This is a genomic window from Conexibacter sp. CPCC 206217, from assembly GCF_030646165.1.
Lineage (GTDB): Bacteria > Actinomycetota > Thermoleophilia > Solirubrobacterales > Solirubrobacteraceae > Conexibacter.
Genome location: NZ_JAUTDO010000007.1, coordinates 56,506 through 73,959, shown reverse-complemented (window position 1 = coordinate 73,959; position 17,454 = coordinate 56,506). Strand labels below are relative to the sequence as shown.

Genomic DNA, 17,454 nt, shown 5'->3' with positions numbered 1-17,454 from the left:
GGCCGGCAGCGCTCAGCCCTCCTCGCGGTCGAGACCGATCGCGGTGCGCGCGAAGGCGTCCGTGACGAGGTTCGTGCCGACGCTCAGCAGCGCGATCGCGATCACCGGCAGCACGACGCCCCACGGCTGCGCGGCGAGCGCGAGGCGGTTCTCGTTGATCATCAGCCCCCAGTCGGCGGCCGGCGGCTGCAGGCCGAAGCCGAGGAACTCGATCGCGGCGACGAGACCGATCGAGTAGGTCAGCCGCAGCCCCAGCTCGACCAGCAGCGGCGTCGTGACGTTCGGCAGCAGCTCGAACAGGACGATCCGCGTGCGCCGCTCGCCCGCCGCCTCGGCGCTCTTGACGAAGTCGCGCTCGGCGACCTCCTGCGCGGCGCCGCGTAGCACGCGCGCCACGCGCGGCATGTGCGTCAGCGCGACCGCCAGCACCAGCAGCCACAGCCGCGGGCCGAAGACCGCGACGGCGAGCAGCACCAGCACGACCTGCGGGAAGGCGAGGATCGCATCCGTCAGGCGCATCAGCAGCTCGTCGCCGGCGCCGCGCGCGTACGCGGCGACAAGCCCGACGAGCGCGCCCGCGGCGACGCCGAGCAGCGTCGCGGCCGCGGCCAGCCAGAGGATCGTGCGCCCGCCTGAGAGGAAGCGGCTCAGCACGTCGCGGCCGAGCGCGTCGGTGCCGAAGGGAAGTCCCGGCGCCGGCCCGGCGTTCGGCGCGCCGACGAACTCGGTCGGCGAGTGCGGCGCCAGCAGCGGACCCAGCAGCGCGGTCAGCACGACGAGCGCGACGAGCGCGAGGCCGATCCGCATGCGCGTGGAGCGCAGCACGCCGCGCGCGAGCGGACGACGCCGGCGCGTGCCGGAGGCGCCAGCGCCGCCCGCGCCGTGCTCGCCGCTCACGACCGGGTCGCCGAAGACCGCGACGTCGAGGTCGCTCATCGCGCCCGCGTCCGCAGCTTCGGCGTCAGCAGGATCGTCGCGACGTCGGCGACGAGGTTGCAGACGACGTAGACCGCGGCCGCGATCATCGTCACCGCCTGCACGACCGGGATGTCGCGGTTGCCGACCGCGTCGACGAGCGTCGTGCCGATGCCCGGGAAGGCGAACACGTACTCGACCACGACGACGCTGCTGGCCATCCACGCCAACTGCAGCGCCGACGCCTGGATGCCTGGCACGATCGCGTTCGGCAGCGCATGGCGCCACGTCACGCGGCGTCGCGAGAGCCCGCGCAGGCGCGCGTTGGTGACGTAGTCGCTGGCGAGGATCTCGACCATCGAGCTGCGCATCACGCGCGCCAGGTACGGCACGACCGCGAGCACCAGCGTCGCGACCGGCAGCACCATCGACTGCGGGCTGGACCAGACGCGCTCGCCGGGCTGCGCGAGCGAGACGGCCGGCAGCCACTGCACCAGCGTCGTGGCGAACACCAGCACCAGCACGAGCGCGATCACGAACTCCGGGATCGCCGCGAGCACGAGCCCGGTCGTCGAGCCGATCTGGTCGAACCAGCCGTCGCGGCGCACGGCCGCGAGCACCCCCAGCAGCAGCGACAGCGGGATCGCGATCAGGCCCGCGACGAGCACGAGCGCGGCGGAGTTGGCGACGCGGTCCGACAGCAGCTTGCCGACCGGCTCGCGCGTCGCCGCCGACTCGCCGAGGTCGCCGGTCGCCATTCCCTTCAGCCAGCTGACGTAGCGGCTGACGACCGGCTCGTCGAGGTCGAGTTGCGCGCGCAGCGCGGTCAGCCGTGCGGGGGTCGCGTCACGCCCGAGGATCGCGGTCGCGGTGTCGCCCGGCAGCGCCAGCGTCGCGCCGAAGACGAGCAGCGACACGAGCCACAGCGTCAGCAGCCCGAGCGCCAGCCGGCGCAGGATCAGCGTCGCGACCACCCGCAGCGGCTCCTCAGGCCGGCGGCGTCGCCGCCGCGTCGGGGCCGGTCCGCACGTACTCCGGCAGCGCGGCGACCTGCTCGTGGTCGAGGTGGATGATCCCCTCGACCGGATCGCCGTCGAGGACCGAGACGACCCAGACGGTCCGCAGGTGCGGGATCTCGGGGCTGCCGGGACTGCCGTTGCGCAGCGCGATCCGCTGCGGCAGGTCGGGCGTGCCGGCCGTGCCGATCCGCTCGATCGTCGTCTCCTGGTCGTGCGGGAAGGTGCCCCACAGCAGGTGGACGCCATCGGGGTCCAGCTGCGTCAGCGTGTCGCCTCTGAGCACGCGCACGTGCCCCTTGTCGACGGAGGAGCCGTTCAGCGCGGAGATCGTCGCGGTGTCGGCCGCGCGCAGCGTCTGCAGCGTGAGGCTCTCGCGCACCGGGCCGGTCGCGGGCGGGTAGTCGGCGTCGGGCGGACGCGTGTACTCCGGCAGCGCGAGCACGTCGGCGTGGTCGAGGTGGATGATCCCCTCCTTCGGGTCGCCGTCGACGACCGACAGCAGCCAGACGGTCCGCAGGTGCGGTCTCGACGGCCACCCCTCGCTGCCGTTGCGAAACGCGATCCGCTGCGGCAGCGACGGCTCGCCGTCGTCGCCGACGCGCTCGACGATCGACTCGTGGTCGTGCGGGAACGCGCCCCACAGCAGGTGCACGCCGTCGGGATCGAGCCGTGCGATCAGCTCGTCGGCGAGCACGTGCACGCGACCGCGCGCGACGCAGTCGGCGTTGAGCGCGACGACGGTCGCGGTGTCGGCGGCGCGCACGGTCTCGCGCCGCACGGGGATCTCCGCCGTCGCGGCGGCTGACTGCTGACTGCTCATCTGATGAACCCCACGTTCTTGAACCAGAAGTTGCCGAGGTTGAAGCCCGATCTCGCCTCGACGAAGCCGCCGACCGCGGCGCTGTGAGCGTCGATCATGTTGGACCAGTACGGGATGATCTCGCCGCCCTGCTCGTACTGCATTCTCTGCGCCTGGTGGATGATCTCGGTGCGCTTGGCCTCGTCCAGCTCGGCGCGCGCCTGGTCGATCAGCTTCACGAACTCGGGCGGGTTCCAGTGCGTCTCGTTGAACGGCGACGTCGGCAGGTTGCTCTGCGACACCTGCGGCAGGTAGAGGCGCGTCGACCACGAGTCCTGCGCCAGCACCCATCTGAGGTAGTCGGGCCCGTAGAAGGTGCTCGAGTCGACCTTTCTGAGCTTCACGTCGACGCCGGCGCCCTTCGCCTGCTGCGCGAACACCTGCGCCTGCTCGACCGCGCCTTGGAAGACCGGCGCCGTCACGAACTCGATCGACAGCCCCTCCCGCCCCGCCTGCTTCAACAGCGCTCTCGCCTGCTCGAGGTCCTGCGTTCGCTGCGGCAGCGAGGAGTTGTAGGCGGCGTCGTAGCGACCGAAGATGTCGTTGGCGATCTCGCCCTCGCCGGCCAGCACCTGCTGCACCATCTGCTCGCGGTCGACGATCAGGCGGAACGCCTGCCGCACGCGCACGTCGTCGAACGGAGCGGCGTCGACGCGCATCGTGATCGGCTTCCATGCGCCCGTTCTGGAGATCAGCACTCTCAGCTTCGGGTTCGCTCTGACGCTCGCGATCTGCGGCGCCGGCAGGTTGTCGATCGCGTCGACCTGGTCGCCGAGCAGCGCGTTGACGCGCGCGGCGTCGTCGGCGAAGTCGATGATCACGAGCGTGTCGACGGCCGGCTTGCCCTCCTGCCAGTAGTGCTCGTTGCGCACGAACGTGCTCTGCTCGCCGGGCGTGAAGCTCTGGTATCTGAAGGCGCCGGTGCCGATCGGCGCTCTCGGGTCGTAGCCGACCGGCACGATCCCGTTGAAGGGCTGGCCGATGTCGTCCGGGAAGCCGGCGTTCGGCTGTCTGAGCGGGATCCGGACGGTCTTGTCGTCGAGCTTTCTGAGCCGTCTGTAGTCGACGTAGCCGATCGACGCGGCGCCCTGCTTGGGATCTCTCGGATCGAGGATGCGCTGGATCGAGAAGATGACGTCGTCGGCGGTCACCGGTCTGCCGTCGTGGAAGAGGATGCCCGGCCGGATCTTCACGATCCAGGTGTCGGCCGTCTTGCCCTCCGGCTCGATCGACTCGGCGACGAGCATCTCCAGCTCCTCGAAGCTCGTCGAGCGCACCGCGAGCGGCTCGTAGAGGTTCCAGATCCGCGCCATGTCGGGATCCGACGTGGTGCGGTGGGCGTCGAGCGTGTCTCTCGCGCCGCCGCCCGTCGCGCCGACGCGCAGCGTCCCGCCGCGTCTGAAGCTGCCGGGCTCGGCGGCGGTCGTCGCGCCGGTCGAGCTGCCGGTCGCAGCGCCGCTGTCGCTGTCGCCGCCGCACGCGGCGAGCAGTCCGCCGAGGCCGACGACCACGCCGCCGGCAAGCGTTCCACGCACCACCTGACGGCGCGTGTGACCGTGGGATACGAAGTCCGGGACGCCCTTCTCTGGGGTCATGCAGTCGTCTCTTTCAGAGGGTTCGGAAGTGATCTGCGACCGACGGCACGGCTAAACCACACCAGTTCGGTCGAGTTTATATCACAACAGTTGTTTTGTGCGTAGATACCGATGTACAAAGGCACATCGACATAGCCTCTCGCGCACGATGGTCGTTCCGTAACGCCAGTCTGGTCAATCTGACCATTCCGGGCGGTTTTATCGGATTAGCGCGACCGGCGTCGTGGCGAGCGGGTCGAGGGAGGTCGGCGGCAGACGCCGGACACCACCGCGGACGCAGCGCGCGCCCTGCCCCTCCTGCCGCTGCCCGCGCGAACGGCCTGAGCGGCCGCGGCCGCCGCCGGCGGCGCCGTCTAGGACTCGTTCAGGCTGACGGCAGCCCGGATGAGCGCGACGAAGGCCTGCTCGTCGATCTCGTCGCCCTCGTGCACGTCGATCGCGCGCCGGGTGTTGCCTTCGAGGCTCGCGTTGAACAGTCTCGACGGATCGTCGAGCCGGGCGCCCTTCATGAACGTGAGCTTCACGGCGCTCTTGTAGGTCTCGCCGGTGCAGACGATGCCGCTGTGAGACCAGACCGGAACTCCCGGGTTCGTGGCCTTTCTCCACTTCCACTCCTCGACCACGTCGGGGTCGGCCTGCTTGATCAGGGCTCGCAGCGCGGCGAGCGTCTCGCCCCGCCAGTCGCCCAGTTGCTCGATCCGCGCGTCGATCAGCTCGGAGGCGGCCTCGACGTCCTGCTCTGATCTGTTCGTCATGGGGTGACGTTACCCACCCCTGAACGGGTATGACGGTTTGGCGTATGACGAAGAATGCGATGAGGAGACACCGTCCCGTGAGAGCCGTCCGTTGGAGCCTGCCCGTCGTCCTGGCCGCCGCCGCGGCCGTCGCCGCCCCCGCGGCGGCGCTCGCCGCCGCCACGCCGGTGAGGGTGTCGGCGAGACCCGTGACCGCGCCGTTGTCGACGAGAGCGAAGAGGACGACCGTCGTCGTGAAGAACACCGGCAGAAGACGCGTCAGCGGCCTGGTCGTCTCGGTCGCGTCGGCGAGAGGCGTGAAGGTCGCGCTCGCCGGCGCCAAGCGCGGGAAGACGAGCCGCGCGCTGCCGCCGCTCGGCGCCGGCAGGGCGGCCCGTCTCGGCGTCAGCCTGAGCCGCACCGGCAGAGGGCCGCAGAGAGGCCGGCTCGTCGTGAAGGTGACGAGACGCGGCAAGACGCTGACGAGCACCCGCCTCGCGTTCGGCCCCGCGCCGGCGAGATCCGTCCCGTCGATCCCACCGAGAACGCCCGCGCCGCCGGTCAACCCGAACTCGCTCGCCGGCCGCTACTTCTGGGGCTCGCAGTACACGATCAACGGGATCCAGCAGTTCACGCTCTACTTCACCGGCCCCGACCTCGTCTTCACGGCCGCGACCGAGAGCGCCCTGCCGACGTGCGCCGCGGTCAGCGACACCTGCAAGCCGTACAGCTACGACGCCAGAACGAATCAGCTGACGATCGACGGCAAGCCCGCGACGCTGACCGGCCGCAGACTGGAGTTCGACTCCGACAACTACGGCGAGTTCGGCTTCCCGCCGGCCGGCGCGCGTTGGGACACGACCGTCACGTACTCCAACTCGAGCGGCCTCTGCCCGCTCTACTGCAGCTACTACACCGAGAACCTGACGTTCCTGCCCGACGGCACGTTCGTCCGCGACGCCGTCTCCTCCGGCAGCGGCCCGATCGTCGACTGGGCCGCCGTCCCGCCCGACAGCAAGGGCACGTACGAGATCCGCGCCGACCACACCCTCCGGCTCGCCTACGCGGACGGCAGAGAGCGGATCGAGACGGTCGCCAACTACCTCAACGACGACGGCTCCCTGAAGGCTGCGGGCGAAGGCATCCTGTTGGGCGGCGACGGCTACTTCGACATCCGCGACTGAGATCACCCGTCGGCGTCTGCCTCCGCACGCATGAACAGCAGGTCGACGTCGAACTCGACGTCCCAGGCGACCGCGTTGCCGCCGCCGGGCAGCTGAACCTGCCAGTCGAAGCCCCAGTCGCGGCGGTCGACGGTCGTCTGGAGGCGCATGCCCGCGGCCTCGCCGAAGCCGACCTGCCGCGGCGAGTCGAACTGGCCGGCGGCGGTGACGGTGCGCGTCACGCCGCGCATCGTCAGCTCGCCGTCGACCGCTGCCTGGCCGTCGTCGCCGAGGCGGATCGCGGTCGAGCGGAAGCTGAGCTCGGGATGGTGCTCGACGTCGAAGAACTCCGGTCCGAGCACGCTTGCGCGCAGCGCGGCCGGCTCGGCGATCGAGATCGACGCGACGCGCGCGGACCCTTCGAGTGCCGGCGCGTCGCCGCCGTCGCCCCGCAGCGTCGCGGTCACATCCGACAACGTGCCGCGAAAGCGGAAGACGCCGGAGTGGCGCACCGCGAACGCGATCGTGGAGACCTCCGGCGAGGCGCGGAAGAGGCCGGCGAAGGGCTGAGCTGAGAGTGACGACATGGGGATCCTCCTGGTGCGGGATTCGGCTGCTCGCACGTCTGACAGCGCAGCCACCCGCCCTGTGACAGCTCAGAGATGCGCGAGCTTGTCCGGGTTGCGCACGATCCGCACGGCCTGGATCCGGCCGTCGACGACGTCGACCGTGAGCACGCTCCAGACCCTGCTCTCAGCCTGCTGCGCGGGGACCGTCCCGGCCGCTCGGCCGGCGGCGGCCTCGCGGGCGGCGGCGGCCTGACGGCCGGCGGCAGCCTCACGGGCGGCGGCAGCCTCGCGGGCGCGCCTGACGAGCGCGGCCAACTGCTGCGGGTCGACCTCGCCGGACGCCACACGCGCCATCTCCCCCGCGGCGGCGCGCCGCTCCGCCTCCCCGGGCTGCGGCTCGTCCGGGCCGCGCAGCAGACGGCCGGGCTGGCCGTTGACCCGCACCCGCCGCGTCTCGAACTCCCCTGACAGTGGGCGCACCTGCGCGACCGCGGCCATGAAGCTCGCGATCAGCGCGGCGCCCACGAGCGGCTGCGGCGGCGCCATCGCCTTGCCGCCGCTGTCGGCGTACAGGACCGCGTCCTTGGCCAGCAGCTCCTCCAGCGCGGCCAGATCGCCCTCCTCGGCGGCCGCGAGGAAGCGGTCCAGCAGCGTGTCGCGGGTGGCCTCGTCGGCGTCGAAGCGCGGGCGGCTGGCCTCGATGTGCTTGCGCGCCCGCGTCACGAGCTGTCGCGCGTTCGCCTCGGTCCGCTCGATCACGGCGGCGAGCTGCGCGTATTCGTAGCCGAACACCTCGCGCAGCAGGTAGGCCGCGCGCTCGACCGGGTTCAGCCGCTCCAGCAGCATCAGCAGCGCCAGCGACAGCGAGTCCGCCAGCTCGGCGCGCGCGGCCGGGCCGGGCTCCGGGTCCTCGAGCAGCGGCTCCGGCAGCCACGGCCCGACGTAGGCCTCGCGACGCGCCCGCGCCGACCTCAGGACGTTGATCGACAACCGCGTCGCGACCGTCGTGATCCAGGCGGCCGGCTCGTCGATCGCGCCCTCCTGCCGCGTGAAGCGCAAGAGCGTCTCCTGGGCCACGTCCTCGGCCTCCGAGACGCTGCCCAGCATCCGGTACGCCACGCCGAAGCCATGACGCCGCAGCGTCTCGAGCTCCCTGTCGCCCATCAGCATGTCCGATCTCCGATGCACATCGTCACCTCAGCACCTTGACAAGGCAAGGCGACCGGCTGTGACACGCGGGTTAGAGCGACGACCGCAGTTCGAAGACGAGGGCGGTGACGACGGGGCGCGACTCCGGCGAGGGCTGGTCGCGATCGGAGTACGGGCGGTTGAGGAGGTGGCCGCGGTGCACGAGCGTGGCGGAGCCGCCGCCGTCGAGGTTGATCGCGTCGCGCGCGCCGAAGGAGCGCATCAGCTCGGCCAGCTCGACCAGGTCGAGCCCGGCGTCGACGCCCGAGCGCCGGCCGTCGCAGCAGACCGCGAGCAGCTCGTCGTCGCTGACGCCCAGCGCGCAGCGCGGGTGGCGCTCGGCGGTGATGTCGGAGTCGAACTGCGCCGAGCCCTCCGAGAAGCCCTCGCGATCCTCGTCCGGGCGCAGCACGACCTCGCCGTCGCGCACGAGCAGGGGGCCGGCCTGCACCAGGTCCCCGCTCAGCTCGGCGGGCAGCTCCTCGCGCGGGGCGAGCGTCACGCCGTTTCCGTGCGCAGCGCCGTCGCCGACGTGCACGCATCCTCGCCGCTCGCCCCACGGAGCTGCGATCGGCTCGTATACGACCGGTCGGCCGCCGACGAGCACCTCCCCGAGCGGCCGGTGCGGCGCACGGACGAAGAACCCGGCGACGATCGCCTCGGCGACGCCGCTGGCCGCGCACCAGCGATCGAGGCGCGTCGGCTGCTCGAAGCTGACGACACGCAGCCGCGTCGCGGGCAGCGGATGGCGCACGAGATAGACGGTCGTCTCCTCGCCGTCGCGCGTGCGCGCGCGGGACAGCTCGTACGTCGGATCCGTGCGCAGCGACATCGGCCGCGAAGTCTCGCCGCCTGCGCGGACGCCACGCAGTGCGGAGGCATCCTCGCGCACCGACGCGACCGCAAGGCGCCCCGCCCGCGCGGTCAGTCGACCTCCGAGCGCGCCGTCAGTCGAACATCTCGTGCGCGACGCCCGCGTGCACCTCGTGGACGCCGACGACGTCGCTGATCTTCGCCGCCAGCTCCGTCACCGGGTTGCTGCCGCGCAACTCCAGCAGCACGCGCACCAGATCGCGGTCGTGCGCGCCGCCCTCGGGGCGGTCGACCGCCACGTCGGCGATCGCGAAGCCGCCGCGTGTGCAGGTGGTCATCACCTCGCGCAGGATCCCCTGGCCGTCCTCGTAGGTGACGCGAACCGCCGTCGGACCGCGCCCCGACGTCAGCCGGCTCAGCAGCCAGGGATACGCGTACGCGACGACGAAGTACGCGGCGGTCGTCGCGGTCGCGAGGATCGGCAGGTCGGCGGCCGCGGCGGCACCGACCGCGGCGGTCAGCCAGATGCCGGCCGCCGTCGTCAAGCCGCGCACCGCATCGCGCCGCACGAAGATCAGCCCAGCGCCGATGAAGCCGATCCCGGAGACGATCTGCGCCGCGACACGCGAGGGATCGAGCACGACCGTCGTGCCGTTCACGACGTCGGCGAACCCGTACTTGCTGATCAACATGAACAGCGCCGACCCGACGCCGACCAGCGTGTACGTGCGCAAGCCCGCGCTCTTCTGGCGCAGCTCCCGCTCGAAGCCGATCGCCGACGACAACGCGAGCGCGAGCACCAGCTGCCACAGCGCATCCCACTCGTTGAACATCCTCCAGCTATTCCCCCGCTGCGTCAGGGGAATCGGGAGTTTCCGCGGGGGTCGCGTGGCGTCGAGGCTCCTCTGTTCCGATCCGCGTCGCGAACTGGCGCGTCGGAGCGCATCGAGCCGGTGACGGCGCCGGGCGTGCCGGCGCGGCGACGTCGAGAATCCACCGGTGGCTCCGACCGGTACCACTGACGCTCGGGGCTCGTGCGCGCTGTCGGGTCGTCGACCATGGAGTCGCACCAGCCGGGACGCGATCGATCGAGCGGTCGCTGGTCGTCCAACGACCGGCCAGTTGAAGCAGGCGCGTCTACGGTATGCCGGGCAAGCGTCCGATCGTGTCTGCAGAACCGGCGCCGGCGGTCGCTCGGCGGGCGCCCCGAACGAATCGAGACGCATCCGGATGCCGCCGTCGATCCTCATCGCATACGCCAGCAGAAACGGGTCGACCCGCGAGGTCGCCGAAACCGTCAAGCGGATCTTCGACACCGACGGGGAGCCGGCGGCGATGCGGCCCGTGCTGGAGGCGAAGGACCTGACCGGCTTCAAAGGCGTCGTGCTCGGCGGGTCGATCTATCGCGCGGCGCTGCAGCAGGAGGCGATGCTGTTCCTCAGACGGCATCACGAGACGCTCCAACAGGTGCCGCTGGCGATCTTCGCGCTCGGGCCGATCAAGAACGATCCGGACGAGTGGGCACGCTCGCGCAGGCAGCTCGACGCCTCGCTGGCCCAGCTGCCCGGACTGCGCACGTGCGCGATCGCGATCTTCGGCGGCGTGATCGTCCCACACCGGCTGCCCCACCCGATGAACCAGCTGCCGCCGTCCGACAACCGGGACTGGTCCGCGATCAAGGCATGGGCGCGCACGGCGCGCGCCGCGCTCGCACAGGCTTGAGCGCCGCGACGAACGTCGTCACGTTCAACGCCCCGGTGGCGCCGGTCCCGGCTCTCAGCCGCGCTCAGGCGCCGAGCGGTGGGCGCAGCGGGTTCGCGAGCAGCATGCGCGCGACGGCGCTGCGGGCGGCGCGGCGGCGGCGCGGGCGCGGTGGGCGCTGGGGAGCCGCCTGCGCGGCCTGGCCCACGCGCGCGAGCAGCCACTCGTAGGAGCGTTCGGTGCCGCAGACCTCCTGCCAGCCGTCCAGCGCGCTGGCGAGATCGTCGGCGGGGACGGTGCCGAGCAGCTCGACCTCGCCGCCACGGCCGTCCTCGGTGCGGTGGGCGACCGTGTAGATCTCGTCGGTGTCCTCGATCCACGCCGCCCGATACGACATCCCGTCCGCGGAGCGCCAGGCCAGCCCGAGATCCCGCTCGCTGGACTCACGCCGGACCCGCTCGGAATAGAACGCCTTCAACCGCATGGGCCGGACCCTTCCAAACGAGTCTGAACGCCACCTAAGGCTTCAGGCGATGCTGCGTCGCCGGCGAGCAGCGCTCAGCTGACCGAGCCGGTTCACAGCTCCCGCGCCGCCCGCTTCGGCGCCGGGGTGTTGCGGCTCTTGGTGTAGCGGACCTCGCCGGCGGTGATCGCCGCGCCGATCCCGGGCACGTCGCCGACCTGCAGCGCGCCGGCCCAGTCGTCGCCGGCCGACCCCAGCGGCGCGTCGAGGACCAGCAGATCCGCGGGCCGCCCCACCTCCAGCACGCCCGCGTCGAGACCGTAGACACGGCCGACGCTGCCGGTCGCCGCCGCGATCGCCAGCTCGACCGGGAGACCGTCGAGCGAGACCAGCTCGGCGATCAGGTGGAACATGCCGAGCGGCACGACACCGGTCCCGGTCGGCGTGTCGGTCGAGATCAGCAGGCGGTCGGCTCTGTCGTGCTCGCGCACCAGCCGGCAGATGTCGAGCGCGGAGCGGAGGTTCCCCGCCATCGCGAGCTGCAACGCGACGTCGCCGCCCTCGACCACGATCTTCTCGTTGTCGGAGGCGCTCATCGCGGTCGGGCCGCCGTTGACGTGGAACGACACGTGCGCGCCCATCGCGATCACGGCGCTCGCGTCGATCCGGTCGAGCGAGCCGGGGATCGAGCCGCCGCCCGTGTGACAGGTCACCAGCAACCCGGCGGCCCGCGCAGCCTGCGCCACCGGCACGTAGCCGAGCGGACCGTCGAACGCGCCGAAGCCCGCTTTCGCCAGCCACACCCCCTGCGCGCGCAGCTCGTCGAAATCCGCGCGCGTCAGGCCCGGCTCCAGGATCACCGAGCCGGCGTGGACGGTCACCCCGCCCGGCCGGTGGTCCGCGAAGCAGCGCTGCGCGGCGATCGCCAGCGCCTTCACGCCGGCCGGATCGCTCGGGCGCCCCGGCACGTGCACCTCGCTCGCCGTGATCGCGCGCGTCATCCCGCCGTGCAGATAGCTCTCCAGATAGCCGACCGTCTGCTGCCGCGGCGTGTAGTCGCCGAAGGTGACGTGCACGTGCGAGTCGATCAGGCCGGGCACGACGCCCGCGCCGCCGGCGTCCAGCACCCGCTCGTGCTCGCCGCGCGCGACCTGCGCCGAGTCGCCGATCCAGGCGACCGCGCCGTCGGAGCAGACGAGCGCGTCGCCGGCCAGCGGCGTGCCGGCCAGATCGCCCACGTGCGAACGACCGATGTTGACGACCGCGACACCCATGACGCCGCCCACGATATGCGACGGCGCGGATTCTGCGCTGCGGCAGCGAGCCGATCGCTCGACCGCGAGTCGACGGCCGTTTTCAGGACAGGCTTGAATCTGCCGATGGAGGGCATGAGATGACACGCCGGTCGACGTCATCTCCCTTTCGCCAGTGAACCCCTATCCCTTCACCAGTCCGTTCGCGTCCGGCTCGATCCGGCGGCTGATCCGTCAGATGCACGCGGGCATCTACGGCGCGGCCGCGGTGAGCCTCGCACTGGCGCTGCTGACCGACGGCGGAACGGAGCGGCAGCGGCTCTTCACCGTCGGCGCGATCGCGTTCACGGCCGCGGTCGCCGCATTGATGCTGGCATGGCACGACGTCGACGACCGCGTGCTGCTGGCGGCCTTCCCGATCGCGGCGCTCACCGTGACGACCGTCGCGGTGCTCGACCCGCCGCTCGCGCTCACACCGATGTTCTACGCCTGGCCGCTGCTGACCGCCGGCTCGTTCCTGCGCCGGCGCGAGGCGCTGCTGACCTATCTGGTGACGATCGGCAGCTTCGGCGCGATCCTGCCCTGGGTCGTGACCGACGCGCCGCGCGCGATCCTGTGGCTGACCGTCGCGATCGTCGGCGCGGGCCTGCTGCTCTGTGCGATCGCGCTCAAGGAACGGGTCGACACGCTCGTCGGCCGCTTGGAGACGCTCGCGCGCGAGGACCCCCTCACGGGCGCGTTCAACCGACGTGCCTTCGTCGAACACGTCGGTCTCGCGATCGGGCGACGCGAGCAGTCGACGACGGTCGTCGCGATCGACATCGACCACTTCAAGGCGATCAACGACCGCGACGGCCACGCCGCCGGCGACGAGGCGCTGAAGGTGCTGGCAACGACGGTCACCGGTCGGCTACGCCGCGGCGACGTGTTCGGCCGCCTCGGCGGAGACGAGTTCGCGGTCGCGCTCGCCGACGCGGACGCCGATGCCGCCGCCGTGTACTCCGACGCCATCCGCCGCCAGGTCGCGTCGACCTCCGCGGCGGCGGACGTTCCCTTCACGATCAGCATCGGCATCGCGGCATCGGCCGACGTCGAGCAGGGCGCGGAAGCGCTCATCGCGGCCGCCGACGCGGCGCTGTACCGCGCCAAGGCCGCCGGCCGCGACACCGTTCGCGTCGCGGGTCCGAACGTTCCGTCGTAGCGCCGCTCAGCGACGCCGGGCCCGCCGGCCCGCCGGCCCGCCGGTGGCCTCGTCCGACGGCGCGTCGGATCCCGAGCGAGCCGCTGCGCGGCGTACGCGCGACGCCGGCTAGCCGACGTCGCGCGTACGCTGCCACGCCGCTTGCGCGAGCGCGGGGACGCCGACGCCGAGGCGCGCGAAGTACGTGTCGTCGGTCGAGCCGGCGAGGAAGCGGCGGTAGCTGCCCTCGAGGAAGATCGCCGACTTCCAGATCGCCAGCACCTGGTACCAGCGCAGGTCGCGCGTGTCGCGGCCGGTCCGTTCGGCGTAGCGCGCGGCGAGTTGCTCGCGCGTGGGGAAGCCCGGCTCGCGCGTCAGCGCCGACAGGTCGAGCATCGGGTTCGGCGCGTCGCCCGGCTGCGCCCACATCGCGGTCAGGTAGCCGAGGTCCGCGAGCGGATCGCCGAGCGCGGCCAGCTCCCAGTCGAGGATCGCCGCGAGGCGCGGCACACCGCTCAGCGCGAACATCGCGTTGCCGAGGCGGTAGTCGCCGTGGACGACCGTCGTGGCGGGCGAGGCTGGACGGTTGTCGGCGAGCCAGGCGGCGACCTGCTCCAGCAGCGGCAGGGGGCGCGTCGCGGTCGCCTCCAGCAGGCCGCCGAAGCGGCGCAGCTGACGCTCGAGGTAGCCGCTCGGGGCGCCGAAGCCGTCGAGTCCGCTCGCCCTCAGGTCGACCGCGTGCAGCTCGGCGAGCGCGTCGACCAGCTCCGCGCCGATCGCGGCACGGTCGGCTGGGCGGGTGAGCAGATCGCCGCCCGGCGCGGCGCTCGACAGGACGTGACCGTCGATGTGCGCCATCACGTAGAACGGGGCGCCGATCACGTCGGCGTCCTCGCACGTGCACAGCACCTCGGGCACGCGCACGCCCGCCGGCCGCAGCCGCGCGAGCAGCCGCGCCTCGCGCAGCACGTCGTGCGCGGACGGCGGCAGCGGACCGCGCGGCGGGCGCCGCAGCACGACCCGCGTCTCGCCGCGCCGCAGCAGGTAGGTCACGTTCGAGTGCCCGTCGCCGATCGGCGTCGCCTCCAGCGGCCCCGCACCGATCGACGCCGCGTCGAGCAGGGCCTCCAGCGGCTCCAACACGAGCAGCGGCTCCCGCCTCGCGCGCGCCGCCTCCGAAGCGGTGCGGACGACGTCGGCGCCGGCGACGGGAGTGCCGGCCGCGCTCACGCGCCGCTCCCGCCGGCCGCGGCGCTGCCGGCCGCGCCGCTGCCGCCGGCCGCCGCGAGCGAACCGTTCTGCTCCCCCACAGCCCGCTCCCGCTGCCGCAGCGTCCGGCGCGCGATCGCCCAGCGGTGGGTCTCGGTCGGGCCGTCGTAGATGCGGAACGGGCGGACCTCGCGCAGGAGGGCGGCGAGCGGGGCGTCGCCGGAGACGCCGAGCGCGCCGCAGATCTGCACCGCGCGGTCGACCACGCGCCAGACGGCCTCGCCGACGTGCGCCTTCGCGATCGACGACTCGTGGCGGGCCGGCTCGCCGCGATCCAGCGCCCAGGCGCAGCGCCAGATCAGCAGGCGGCTCGTCTCGATGTCGATCACCGACTCCGCGATCCGCTCCTGCACCATCCCGAGCTCGCCCAGCTTCGACCCGAACGCCTCGCGCTCCGAAGCGCGGTCGAGCGCGACGTCGAGCGCGCGCTGCGCCGCGCCGAGCCAGCGCATGCAGTGCGTCAGCCGCGCCGGCGCGAGCCGCACCTGGGCGTATCTGAAGCCCTCGCCGACAGCGCCGAGAACCGCCTCGTCGCCGACGACGCAGCCGTCGAAGACGACCTCCGCGTGACCGCCGGCGAAGCCGCGGTCGAGCGAGTCGACGACGCGCTCGACGTGCCAGCCGGGGTTGTCGGCGTCGATCAGGAACATCGTCGCGCCCTCCGGTGCGAGCGCCATGCAGATCGTGAAGGCCGCGTCCTCCGCCCCGGTGATGAACCACTTGCGCCCGTCGATCCGCCAGCCGCCGTCGACGCGCGTCGCGGTCGTCGCGAGCATCGACGGGTCCGAGCCGGCGCCGGGCGCCGGCTCGGTCATCGCGAAGCACGAGCGCACGTCGCCCGCCGCCAGCGGCGCGAGGAAGCGCTCCTTCTGCTCGGCCGTCGCGACGACGTGCAGCAGGTGCATGTTGCCCTCGTCGGGCGCCGCGCAGTTGAGCGCATGCGGCCCCAGCACGCTGTAACCGGCCGCCTCGAAGACGACCGCGACGGAGCGCATGTCGAGCCCGAGGCCGCCCCACTCGCGCGGCACCTGCGGCGCGAACACGCCCGCCGTGCGCGCGGCCGCCTGCAGCTCGGCGCGCAGCTCGTCGTCGACGCCGTGGGTGCCGGTGTCGCGCGCCTCGGCGGGAATCGCGACGTCGCGCACGAACGCGGTCACGCGGTCGCGCAGCGCGACCAGCTCTGGGTCCAATTCGAAGTCGATCACTGCGCCGTCCAGTCGCGGTCGGGAGACGAGGTCGTGCCGGCCGCGATCACTGCGCCGTCCAGCCGCCGTCTATGAACAAGGTCGTGCCGGTCACGTAGCTCGCGGCCTCGGAGGCGAGGAAGAGCGCCGCGGCGGCGACCTCGGACGTCGTGCCGAAGCGGCCGAGCGGGACTCTCGCCAGCAGCTTCTCGCTCCAGCGCTCGTGGTTGCGCAGCGCCGCCGTCATCTCCGTCTCGAGGTAGCCGGGCGCGACCGAGTTGACGCGGATCCCGCGTCTGGCCCACTCGATCGCGAGCGTGCGCGTGACCATCTCCAGGCCGCCCTTGCTGGCGGCGTAGGCGATCAGCCGCTCGTGCGCGACGCGCCCGTGGACGGAGGAGACGTTGACGATCGACCCGCCGCCGGCGGCGTCCATCAGCGGCGCGGCCGCCTGACAGCAGTGGAACGCGCCCGACAGGTTCGTCTCCAGCACGTCGCGCCACTCCCGCTCGCCGACCTCCTCGGAGCGCTTGAACGTCGGGCTGATCGCGGCGTTGTTGATCAGCACGTCGAGCCGGCCCCAGGTCTCGCGCACGAGCGCGGCGGCGCGCTCGACGTCGGCCGCGTCGGCGACCGAGCCGCCGAGCGCGTGCGCGACCCCGCCGTGCGCGCGGATCGCCGCGGCGGTCTGCTCCAGCGGCTCCTGCGAGCGGGCCGACAACAGCACCTCGGCACCGGCGCCCGCGAGCGCGTAGGCGAGCGAGCGGCCCAGCCCGCGGCTGGCGCCGGTCACCCACGCGACCTTGCCGTCCAGGCGCATGACGGGCGGCTGCGCCAGCAGCGCGGCGTCCGTGCCCGCGATTGAGCTGTTCATCGTTCAGGACCTCCGCCCGACCGCATAGACTGAGCACGTTGCCCAGAAGAACCAGAAGACCCGCAGCGCGCAGAGTCACCGCCGCAAACGGGAACGAGGCGCCGAGCCGGCGTGACGACGTCATCAGGCAGTCCGCGACGCTGTTCGACGAGCGCGGCTACCACTCCACCTCGATGGAGGACATCGCGTCCGCGGTCGGCGTGCGCAAGCCGACGCTCTACCACTACGTCCAGTCCAAGGACGAGATCCTCTACTGGATCCACGAAGAGTTCATCGACCTGCTGATCTCCCGCCAGGAGCGGCGGATGAGCACCGCGATGAGCCCCGAGCAGCTCGTGCTGGAGGTGATGGGCGACATCCTCGAGCTGATGGAGACCCACCGCGGCCATGTGCGCGTCTTCTTCGAGCACCACCGCGAGCTGCCGACCGACGAGCACGCCGCGATCGCCGCCAAGCGCGAGCGCTACGAGAGCGCCGTCGCGGCCGTGATCCAGCGCGGGGTCGACGAGGGCGCCTTCCGCCCGGTCGACGTGAAGCTCGCGACGCTGGCGCTGTTCGGCATCTGCAACTGGGCCTACCAGTGGTACAGAGCGGACGGGCCGCTGCGCTCGCGCGAGGTCGCCTACGTCTTCTGGGACCTGCTGTTGAACGGTCTCGCGAATCCGAGACGCTGAA

General features: G+C 72.3%; 18 protein-coding genes. 4 read left to right on the top strand and 14 right to left on the bottom strand.

Translation table 11 applies throughout. From position 1 onward, the window contains the following. Nucleotides 1–12 precede the first annotated feature (12 nt). From Q7L65_RS19475 to Q7L65_RS19455, 5 genes are all read right to left on the bottom strand, one after another. On the bottom strand, nucleotides 13–936 hold the full coding sequence (locus Q7L65_RS19475; RefSeq protein ID WP_304723706.1) for an ABC transporter permease: 924 nt from the start codon (nucleotides 934–936) through the stop codon (nucleotides 13–15). Further along, nucleotides 933–1,895 carry an ABC transporter permease gene (locus Q7L65_RS19470; protein ID WP_370552605.1) on the bottom strand — a complete coding sequence of 321 codons (963 nt, stop codon included), beginning with the start codon at nucleotides 1,893–1,895 and terminating at the stop codon, nucleotides 933–935. The genes Q7L65_RS19475 and Q7L65_RS19470 overlap by 4 nt, the downstream gene beginning before the upstream one ends. 7 nt (nucleotides 1,896–1,902) lie before the next feature. After that, nucleotides 1,903–2,754, bottom strand: a complete 852-nt coding sequence (locus Q7L65_RS19465) for a hypothetical protein (protein WP_304723704.1) — start codon at nucleotides 2,752–2,754, stop codon at nucleotides 1,903–1,905. Next, entirely contained in the window at nucleotides 2,751–4,388 is a 1,638-nt protein-coding gene (locus tag Q7L65_RS19460; RefSeq protein ID WP_304723703.1) for an ABC transporter substrate-binding protein, read from the bottom strand. The genes Q7L65_RS19465 and Q7L65_RS19460 overlap by 4 nt, the downstream gene beginning before the upstream one ends. A 353-nt stretch (nucleotides 4,389–4,741) precedes the next feature. Beyond that, nucleotides 4,742–5,143, bottom strand: coding sequence for a DUF1801 domain-containing protein (locus Q7L65_RS19455; protein ID WP_304723701.1), 402 nt, complete (start codon nucleotides 5,141–5,143; stop codon nucleotides 4,742–4,744). Nucleotides 5,144–5,220: 77 nt separating this feature from the next. Here Q7L65_RS19455 and Q7L65_RS19450 point away from each other — a divergent pair, with 77 nt between their 5' ends. Beyond that, nucleotides 5,221–6,306 (top strand): hypothetical protein, encoded by a 1,086-nt coding sequence (locus tag Q7L65_RS19450; protein WP_304723699.1) that lies wholly within the window; start codon nucleotides 5,221–5,223, stop codon nucleotides 6,304–6,306. Between the two features lie 2 nt (nucleotides 6,307–6,308). On the opposite strand, the gene Q7L65_RS19445 is transcribed toward Q7L65_RS19450, so the two are convergent. The 4 genes from Q7L65_RS19445 to Q7L65_RS19430 all read right to left on the bottom strand — a co-directional run bounded on the left by Q7L65_RS19445 (nucleotide 6,309) and on the right by Q7L65_RS19430 (nucleotide 9,688). Further along, nucleotides 6,309–6,872, bottom strand: coding sequence for a YceI family protein (locus tag Q7L65_RS19445; protein WP_304723697.1), 564 nt, complete (start codon nucleotides 6,870–6,872; stop codon nucleotides 6,309–6,311). A gap of 69 nt (nucleotides 6,873–6,941) precedes the next feature. Further along, complete coding sequence (gene sigJ / locus Q7L65_RS19440) at nucleotides 6,942–8,042, bottom strand: RNA polymerase sigma factor SigJ (protein WP_304723694.1); 1,101 nt, start codon at nucleotides 8,040–8,042, stop codon at nucleotides 6,942–6,944. Between the two features lie 52 nt (nucleotides 8,043–8,094). Next, nucleotides 8,095–8,874 (bottom strand): phosphodiester glycosidase family protein, encoded by a 780-nt coding sequence (locus tag Q7L65_RS19435; protein WP_304723692.1) that lies wholly within the window; start codon nucleotides 8,872–8,874, stop codon nucleotides 8,095–8,097. A gap of 115 nt (nucleotides 8,875–8,989) precedes the next feature. Then, nucleotides 8,990–9,688: an MgtC/SapB family protein gene (locus Q7L65_RS19430; RefSeq protein ID WP_304723690.1), complete on the bottom strand. Its 699-nt coding sequence runs from the start codon at nucleotides 9,686–9,688 to the stop codon at nucleotides 8,990–8,992. Between the two features lie 397 nt (nucleotides 9,689–10,085). On the opposite strand from Q7L65_RS19430, the gene Q7L65_RS19425 reads away from it, so the two are divergent. Beyond that, a complete protein-coding gene (locus Q7L65_RS19425) occupies nucleotides 10,086–10,577 on the top strand; it encodes a flavodoxin domain-containing protein (protein WP_304723689.1) in 492 nt (163 codons plus the stop codon). 64 nt (nucleotides 10,578–10,641) lie between these two features. On the opposite strand, the gene Q7L65_RS19420 is transcribed toward Q7L65_RS19425, so the two are convergent. Beyond that, on the bottom strand, nucleotides 10,642–11,040 hold the full coding sequence (locus Q7L65_RS19420) for a hypothetical protein (RefSeq protein WP_304723688.1): 399 nt from the start codon (nucleotides 11,038–11,040) through the stop codon (nucleotides 10,642–10,644). A gap of 92 nt (nucleotides 11,041–11,132) precedes the next feature. Next, nucleotides 11,133–12,293, bottom strand: coding sequence for an amidohydrolase family protein (locus Q7L65_RS19415; RefSeq protein ID WP_304723687.1), 1,161 nt, complete (start codon nucleotides 12,291–12,293; stop codon nucleotides 11,133–11,135). A 154-nt stretch (nucleotides 12,294–12,447) separates the two neighbouring features. Between Q7L65_RS19415 and Q7L65_RS19410 the strand changes: the two genes are divergently transcribed. Beyond that, entirely contained in the window at nucleotides 12,448–13,473 is a 1,026-nt protein-coding gene (locus Q7L65_RS19410; RefSeq protein ID WP_304723686.1) for a GGDEF domain-containing protein, read from the top strand. A gap of 108 nt (nucleotides 13,474–13,581) precedes the next feature. Here the strand turns inward: Q7L65_RS19410 and Q7L65_RS19405 are convergent, their stop codons facing one another. The 3 genes from Q7L65_RS19405 to Q7L65_RS19395 are packed head-to-tail and all read right to left on the bottom strand — an operon-like array spanning nucleotide 13,582 to nucleotide 16,779. Beyond that, nucleotides 13,582–14,682 (bottom strand): phosphotransferase family protein, encoded by a 1,101-nt coding sequence (locus Q7L65_RS19405; RefSeq protein ID WP_304723684.1) that lies wholly within the window; start codon nucleotides 14,680–14,682, stop codon nucleotides 13,582–13,584. Beyond that, nucleotides 14,679–15,926, bottom strand: coding sequence for an acyl-CoA dehydrogenase family protein (locus Q7L65_RS19400; protein ID WP_304723682.1), 1,248 nt, complete (start codon nucleotides 15,924–15,926; stop codon nucleotides 14,679–14,681). Before Q7L65_RS19400 ends, Q7L65_RS19405 begins: the two co-directional genes overlap by 4 nt. Before the next feature lie 46 nt (nucleotides 15,927–15,972). Beyond that, the gene (locus Q7L65_RS19395; RefSeq protein WP_304723681.1) at nucleotides 15,973–16,779 is read right to left on the bottom strand and encodes an SDR family NAD(P)-dependent oxidoreductase; all 807 of its coding nucleotides are present in this window, start codon (nucleotides 16,777–16,779) and stop codon (nucleotides 15,973–15,975) included. A gap of 38 nt (nucleotides 16,780–16,817) precedes the next feature. Between Q7L65_RS19395 and Q7L65_RS19390 the strand changes: the two genes are divergently transcribed. Continuing rightward, nucleotides 16,818–17,453 carry a TetR/AcrR family transcriptional regulator gene (locus tag Q7L65_RS19390; protein WP_304723678.1) on the top strand — a complete coding sequence of 212 codons (636 nt, stop codon included), beginning with the start codon at nucleotides 16,818–16,820 and terminating at the stop codon, nucleotides 17,451–17,453. The last annotated feature ends 1 nt before the right edge of the window (nucleotide 17,454 follow it).

Excerpts from the sequence above, each read along its gene's own strand:
- Q7L65_RS19445 (WP_304723697.1), bottom strand. The coding sequence starts at position 6,872 with ATGTCGTCACTCTCAGCTCAGCCCTTCGCCGGCCTCTTCCGCGCCTCG.
- Q7L65_RS19465 (WP_304723704.1), bottom strand. The coding sequence starts at position 2,754 with ATGAGCAGTCAGCAGTCAGCCGCCGCGACGGCGGAGATCCCCGTGCGG.
- Q7L65_RS19460 (WP_304723703.1), bottom strand. The coding sequence starts at position 4,388 with ATGACCCCAGAGAAGGGCGTCCCGGACTTCGTATCCCACGGTCACACG.
- Q7L65_RS19415 (WP_304723687.1), bottom strand. The coding sequence starts at position 12,293 with ATGGGTGTCGCGGTCGTCAACATCGGTCGTTCGCACGTGGGCGATCTG.
- Q7L65_RS19475 (WP_304723706.1), bottom strand. The coding sequence starts at position 936 with ATGAGCGACCTCGACGTCGCGGTCTTCGGCGACCCGGTCGTGAGCGGC.
- Q7L65_RS19425 (WP_304723689.1), top strand. The coding sequence starts at position 10,086 with ATGCCGCCGTCGATCCTCATCGCATACGCCAGCAGAAACGGGTCGACC.
- Q7L65_RS19420 (WP_304723688.1), bottom strand. The coding sequence starts at position 11,040 with ATGCGGTTGAAGGCGTTCTATTCCGAGCGGGTCCGGCGTGAGTCCAGC.
- Q7L65_RS19455 (WP_304723701.1), bottom strand. The coding sequence starts at position 5,143 with ATGACGAACAGATCAGAGCAGGACGTCGAGGCCGCCTCCGAGCTGATC.
- Q7L65_RS19430 (WP_304723690.1), bottom strand. The coding sequence starts at position 9,688 with ATGTTCAACGAGTGGGATGCGCTGTGGCAGCTGGTGCTCGCGCTCGCG.
- Q7L65_RS19395 (WP_304723681.1), bottom strand. The coding sequence starts at position 16,779 with ATGAACAGCTCAATCGCGGGCACGGACGCCGCGCTGCTGGCGCAGCCG.
- Q7L65_RS19435 (WP_304723692.1), bottom strand. The coding sequence starts at position 8,874 with ATGTCGCTGCGCACGGATCCGACGTACGAGCTGTCCCGCGCGCGCACG.